3 protein-coding genes are annotated in these 5699 nt (G+C 64.2%); 1 reads left to right on the top strand and 2 read right to left on the bottom strand.

Annotated features, from left to right (window positions below):
* Positions 1-225 precede the first annotated feature (225 nt).
* On the top strand, positions 226-1386 hold the full coding sequence (locus ACVWZA_RS21745; RefSeq protein WP_457313534.1) for an SET domain-containing protein: 1161 nt from the start codon (positions 226-228) through the stop codon (positions 1384-1386).
* Between the two features lie 10 nt (positions 1387-1396).
* On the opposite strand, the gene ACVWZA_RS21740 is transcribed toward ACVWZA_RS21745, so the two are convergent.
* Positions 1397-1852: a DUF3617 domain-containing protein gene (locus ACVWZA_RS21740; protein WP_457313533.1), complete on the bottom strand. Its 456-nt coding sequence runs from the start codon at positions 1850-1852 to the stop codon at positions 1397-1399.
* A 188-nt stretch (positions 1853-2040) separates the two neighbouring features.
* On the bottom strand, positions 2041-5699 hold a 3659-nt coding region (locus ACVWZA_RS21735), incomplete at its 5' end, for a beta strand repeat-containing protein (protein ID WP_457313532.1).

Raw genomic sequence — 5699 nt, 5'->3', positions numbered from 1 at the left:
TCAACCAACCGCTTCTCGCAGCGGCATGAACCGGCAGACGCTCCACTTAACGAGCACGCGGGTCTGTTCAAACAAACCGAGCCACCTCTTATAGCGGCGATTGGCGCAGCGCACGATCGTCGCCAATTTTCGGAATCGATTGCAGCGACTTAGGCGACTCGCCGGGAATCCGTGCTTTTGGAATAGACGGATTCCTCGACCTGCTATAACCTCGCGGTAACCATAATGGTCACCCGGAATATGTCGATCGAGCCCTGGTTCATCTTTGCCATCGTCTGCAGTCTTGCGGGCTATGGCGTCTATCTGGCCGGGATCAGGCGTCAGCTGGTGCAGCCGAACCGCGCGTCCTGGCTGATCTGGAGCGCGGCGACGGCGGTCGAGGCGGGCACTTATGCCGCGGTCAACCCGGGCGCACCACAGGCGTGGATCTTCGGCGTTTCGGCGGTTGCCTGCATCGTAATCACGCTTGGCGTGTGGCGGCGGTCGAGCTGGGAGGCCCCTTCGCAAAGCGAAGTCTTCTGCATGGCGGCGTGCCTCGCTTCGCTGATCCTGTGGCTCGCGTTCCAGAACGCATTCTGGGCGCATATGCTGGTGGTGATCGCGGTGCCGATCAGCTTCTGGCCGACCTGGCAAAGCGTGTGGCAGGACCGCAACCGCGAACGATCGCCAGCCTGGGGGCTATGGACACTCGGCGACCTCGCCACCTTGCTCCTCGCGACGCGCGCGGAAGGGCAGATCGTCGGCGAGTACGCCTATATCTTCGTCGAACTGCTGTGCCACGCCAGCATCTGGTTCATGGTCGGGCTGGCGACGATCAATCCGCTGCGGTCGCTCGGCTATCGCAACGGCCGCTTCTATGTGCTCGACGCCAATCGCCCCGCCGCCAACCTGTTCGCGGTCGGCGAGACGCATCTCGGCAAGGCGGTCTATGCCGCCGAAGGTTTTGCCGAGGGCGACACGATCATCCGCTTCACCGGCCGCCGCATCCGCGCCGACAAGGTGCCGAGCCTGATGCGCGGATCGAGTGATCGCTTCGTGCAGGTCACGCCGCAACATTATATGGGGCCATCGGGGCGGATCGACGATTTGATCAACCATAGCTGCAGCCCCAATGCCGGGCTGCGTTTTACCGCCGATGGCGTATTCCTGGTCGCGGTCTGCGGCATCGCGCCGGGCGAGGAGATCGCCTGGGATTATTCCACCACGCTGCGCGAATCGAACTGGCACATGATCTGTCAGTGCCGCAGCGACGATTGCCGCCGCGTGATCGGCAATTTCGAGACGCTGAGCGAAGAACGCCAGGAATGGTTCCGCGCCCGCAATCTGGTCGCGCCCTATCTGCGGCGCAAGGACGATGTGGTACCGAAACGCGAGCGGGCTGCTTAAGGCCCCTCGCCTATCTGCGGCAAGCGGACGCCGTGCGCGTTGCCGTCTGGTCGACCACGATGCGCGACGCGCCCTTAGGCGTCTGACCGGACATCGTCATGCGCGCGGTAAAGCCCGCCGCGCTATAGCGACCCTGTCGGACGACGCGGAACGTGCCGCCTTCCTTTTGCGGACAGACCATGACCTGCGCGATCCTGCCATCGGTTATCTGTGAGCTTTCGACCCGGCATCTGGATTTCGGGTCGGGCACGAGCAGAGCGGAAATCCCGGTCCTTGCCTGGTCCGGCGCGATGCATTTGTGCTCGGTCTTCGACTTTCCCTTCATCATGCGCAGCAGGAAGCCGGCAGTACCTGGAATGACCAGATCGACCGCTGTCGATTTGATGTCCCAAGTGCCGGGCTGGATCGTCTGCGCCGTGGCTGGGCCGGGATAGAGCAGGAGAAGCGGAGTGAAATAACGGATCATGCCCGCGCCATGCCCGGCCCGTGCCGTTCGCACAATCCCGCGCGGTGGACACTCGCACCCGATCGTCCAACGCTTAGAGTGTGTTTGAAAATGCGCTGCAGGCGAATTTGGCGGTACCGGAGCAGGCTGGCACCGCCTTGAAACGCGCTGTCGCGAACTTTCAAATGGGCTCCTACAGGGTTATCGGGTCAGAAGTTGAACCGGATCCCGCCATTGACGGTGAAGGCACGCAGGCCCGAACCGTCATCGATGTTGCCCACGACAAAGGCCGACAGGCGCCCGCCCCGGGCATGGCCCATGACGCCCGCCGAATACCGCATCGCATCGTCCCAGGTGCGCGAGGCGAGCGAGAAGCTAGTTGCCGGCGCGCCGAAGGTGAAGGTGCCGGAGCTGCCGCGCGACCAGTTCTTCAATCCCGAAGCGCTGACGAACGGCTCGACCACGATCTTGTCTTCGCTGCCCGCGCGATAGGACAGTCGCAACCCGGCCTGGCCGACCTTGGTCTTGTCGTCGCCCGGCGCATAGAAGCTGTCCGCGTCGATCGACAGACTGTCGATATGGCTGTCGGCATAGTTGAAGCCGACAAACGGTGTCGCGGCAAAGCCGCCGCCGCCGCCGCCGACGCGGTAGGAGGCGTGGACCGACCCGGCGGTCGCCTTGCCGTCGATGTCCTTCTTGGTGTTGCCGAACAGTGTGGGCAGGACCACGTCATAGTTGCGCCATTCGCGGCGGATCTGGCCATCGATGGTGAGCGCGCCGTTGCTGATCGCGACATAGCCGCCGACAAAGCTCGTATCGACCGCAAGTCTTTCGCTGGCGGACGGGTGAGCGACGCCGTCATACCAGCCGCCAGTGATACCCAGATGAACTTTCCAGCCGCCGTTGATGTAGAGGCCCAGGTCGCCGCCCAGCTGTATCGCCTGATGGTCGGTGCGTATCCGGTCGACCGAGTTGACCGAAATTCCACCGCCAGTGAACGACGATGCGATCGTCTGCCTGGTGTGCCCGCCGGAACCACGCATCCACAGGCTGAACTTCTTGTCGCCCGACGCGGCATCAGTCCGTGACGTGACATAGGGGCTGATCGGTTCGTCGAGCAGCATCGAGGCGGATTCGGCGACATAGGTCAGACTGCCCAGCGCCGCCGAGGACGGGTTGATCTGCTGGATCAGACCGAATTGGGTATTGCTCGCCGGGTTGCGCCCAAAGCTTTCGAGGATGAACCCGGTATTCGGGAAGATCGTGTTCGACGTGAAGGTGTTGACCGCTGCACCCGGCGTCACCGTCACCACCGGCAGGAAGCCGCCGGCGACGAAGCTGCGCGCGCCGACGCGGTTCAACGTCACATTGGTATTGCCCGACGCCGTGCCGCCGATGTTCAGGCGATCCGCCGTCGCTGTGACGGTGCTGTAATCGGCGAAGAATTGCCCGCCACCGGTATAGGCGCCGCCGACCGTGACGACATTGCTGGTCAGATTGTTCTGCGCGTTGATGATCCCGGTATTGGTCATCGCACCGTTGGTGGTGAAGGTCCCGGCCCCGGCGAAGTTGATCCGGTTCGAATTGTTGGTGTTGCCGAGGAACAGGACCGTCCCACCGGCGCCGATATTGGCCGTGCCGGCATTGACGAAGCTTCCCGAGACACTGGACGCGCCCGACCCAAAGTTCGCGATCGCGCCGGCCGCGTTGGTCACCGTCGAGGTCGCGACAGCCGAGCCGGTCACATTGAGCGCGCCGTTCAGCGTGCCGGTGTTGGTCAGCGTGAAGCTGCCGCCGTGCAGCGTGGCCATCACGGCGGCGGCGGTGCCGGCGAGCGTACCGCCATTGACGATGGTTGCACTGCCGGTCCCGGTCGCGGTCATCCTGATACCGGCCGTGCCCGAGATCGACCCGGCATTGTTGACCGCCAGGGCAGCGTCGACACTGGCGAGATCGACGCCGATGATGCCGGCGATCCTGCCGCTGCCGACCTGATTGACGGTGAGCGCTCCGACCGCGCCGACACCCGTCGAGGTTAGCCGCACGCCGATATTGTCGCCTTCGACCAGACCCGCATTGTTCACGGTGATCGCGCCCGAAACGGTCGACTGGTCGATGCCGATCAACGGATCGATCACACCGGCCGCGCTTATATTGGTGGTGATGTTACCGACGGTCGAGATGCTGGCAACACCAGCCGCGCCGGCGTGGATCGTGCCGTTCACATTGATGGTCGTGGTGCCCGAGGATTGGCCGCTGTCGGTGAAGATGCCGAATGCGGTCGGCGTGTTGGCGGTCACCGTGTGTCCGGCGGTCAGCGTAACGTCGATCGTACCGGTATTGGCCGCCCCAAGCACATTCTGCGCGATGATCGCCGTGTTGCCGGTCGAGGTCACATCGCCGGTCGTGACAACGATGTTCCCACCGTTCGAGAGCGCAAAGATGCCGTTGCCGGTGGTCGCATTGACCGGGCCGATGGTGGTGACGCTGGTCGAGCCGCTGCCGGAGTTCCCGGCATCGATCCCGAACCGCCCGTTGACCGCGCCGTTGGCGGTCACATTGACATTACCCGTCGCTGCCGCAGGGAGGACCGCCGCCACGATGCCGGCATTGCCCGCCCGGATATTGCCATTGGTAACCACCGTGACATCGGCAGTCGTCGAAGCGGTGCGAACGTCGATTGCGTTCTGACCGGCGGTCAGCGCGGTCACCGCCCCGGTGGTGACGTTGATGTCGCCGCCAAGCGCTGTGTCGCGAACGACGATACCTTCGCCGCCCGCCGAACTGCTCGCACCCGATATATCGACCAGGACATTGCCCGAGCCATTGTTCTGGATGGTCGCGGCATTGCCGGTGCCACCGACAAACCCGCCCGCGCCAGTGACATTGATATCGCCCGCACCGAGCGAACCGCCGGTCAGCAGCAAGCCGGTCGTCGCTCCGGTGACCGTGTCGGCAACGTTTACCGTTACCGCACCGCCGCCGTTCACATTGATGCCCTCGGCGACAGTGCCGGTGACCGTGCCGTTGGCGGTCACGGTGGTCGCACCGGTGCCGAGGTTGAGCGCAAAGATGCCCGTCGTGCCCGAGACATTGCCCACGGTCACATCGATCGCGCCCGCATCAACTGCCGAGACCTGCTGTGCGATGATCGCCGTGTTGCCAGTGGAAGTGACATCGCCCGCATTCACGGTGACGTCGCCACCGGTCGAGAGCGCGAAGATGCCGTTGCCGGTGGTCGCATTGACCGGGCCGATCGTCGTCACATTGGTTCGCCCCGAGCCGAAGTTCTCGGCATCGATGCCAAACCGCCCGTTGACCGCGCCGTTGGTCGTCACATCGACATTGCCCGTCGCTGCTGCGGGGAAGACCGCCGCCACGATGCCGGCATTGCCCGCCTGGATATCGCCATTGGTAACCACCGTGACATCCGCAGTTGTCGAAGCGGTGCGAACGTCGATTGCGTTCTGACCGGCGGTCAGCGCGGTCACCGCCCCGGTGGTGACGCTGATGTCGCCGCCAAGCGCTGTATCGCGAACGACAATGCCGCGCGCGTCAGTGGAACTGCTCGCGCCCGCGATATCGACTACGACAGTGCCAGCACCGTTGTTGAGGATGTTGGCCGCATCGCCAGTCCCGCCGACGAACCCGCCCGCGCCGGTCACCGATATGTTGCCCGTGCCGCCGGTGCCGCCGATCAGGGTCAGGCCGCGTGTTGCGCCGGTCACCGTATCGGCGACGCTCACCGTTACCGCATCGTTGCCAATTGCATTGATACCCTCGGCGACCGTGCCGGTGATCGTGCCGTTGGCGGTCACGGTGGTCGCGCCGGTGCCGCTATTGGTGGCTTCGATACCGGTCGTGCCCG

The organism is Sphingomonas sp. UYAg733 (assembly GCF_054057355.1).
Note: the sequence above shows the minus strand (reverse complement) of the source record. Positions and strands in the feature narration are given on the sequence as shown.

Excerpts from the sequence above, each read along its gene's own strand:
- ACVWZA_RS21745 (WP_457313534.1), top strand. The coding sequence starts at position 226 with ATGGTCACCCGGAATATGTCGATCGAGCCCTGGTTCATCTTTGCCATC.
- ACVWZA_RS21740 (WP_457313533.1), bottom strand. The coding sequence starts at position 1,852 with ATGATCCGTTATTTCACTCCGCTTCTCCTGCTCTATCCCGGCCCAGCC.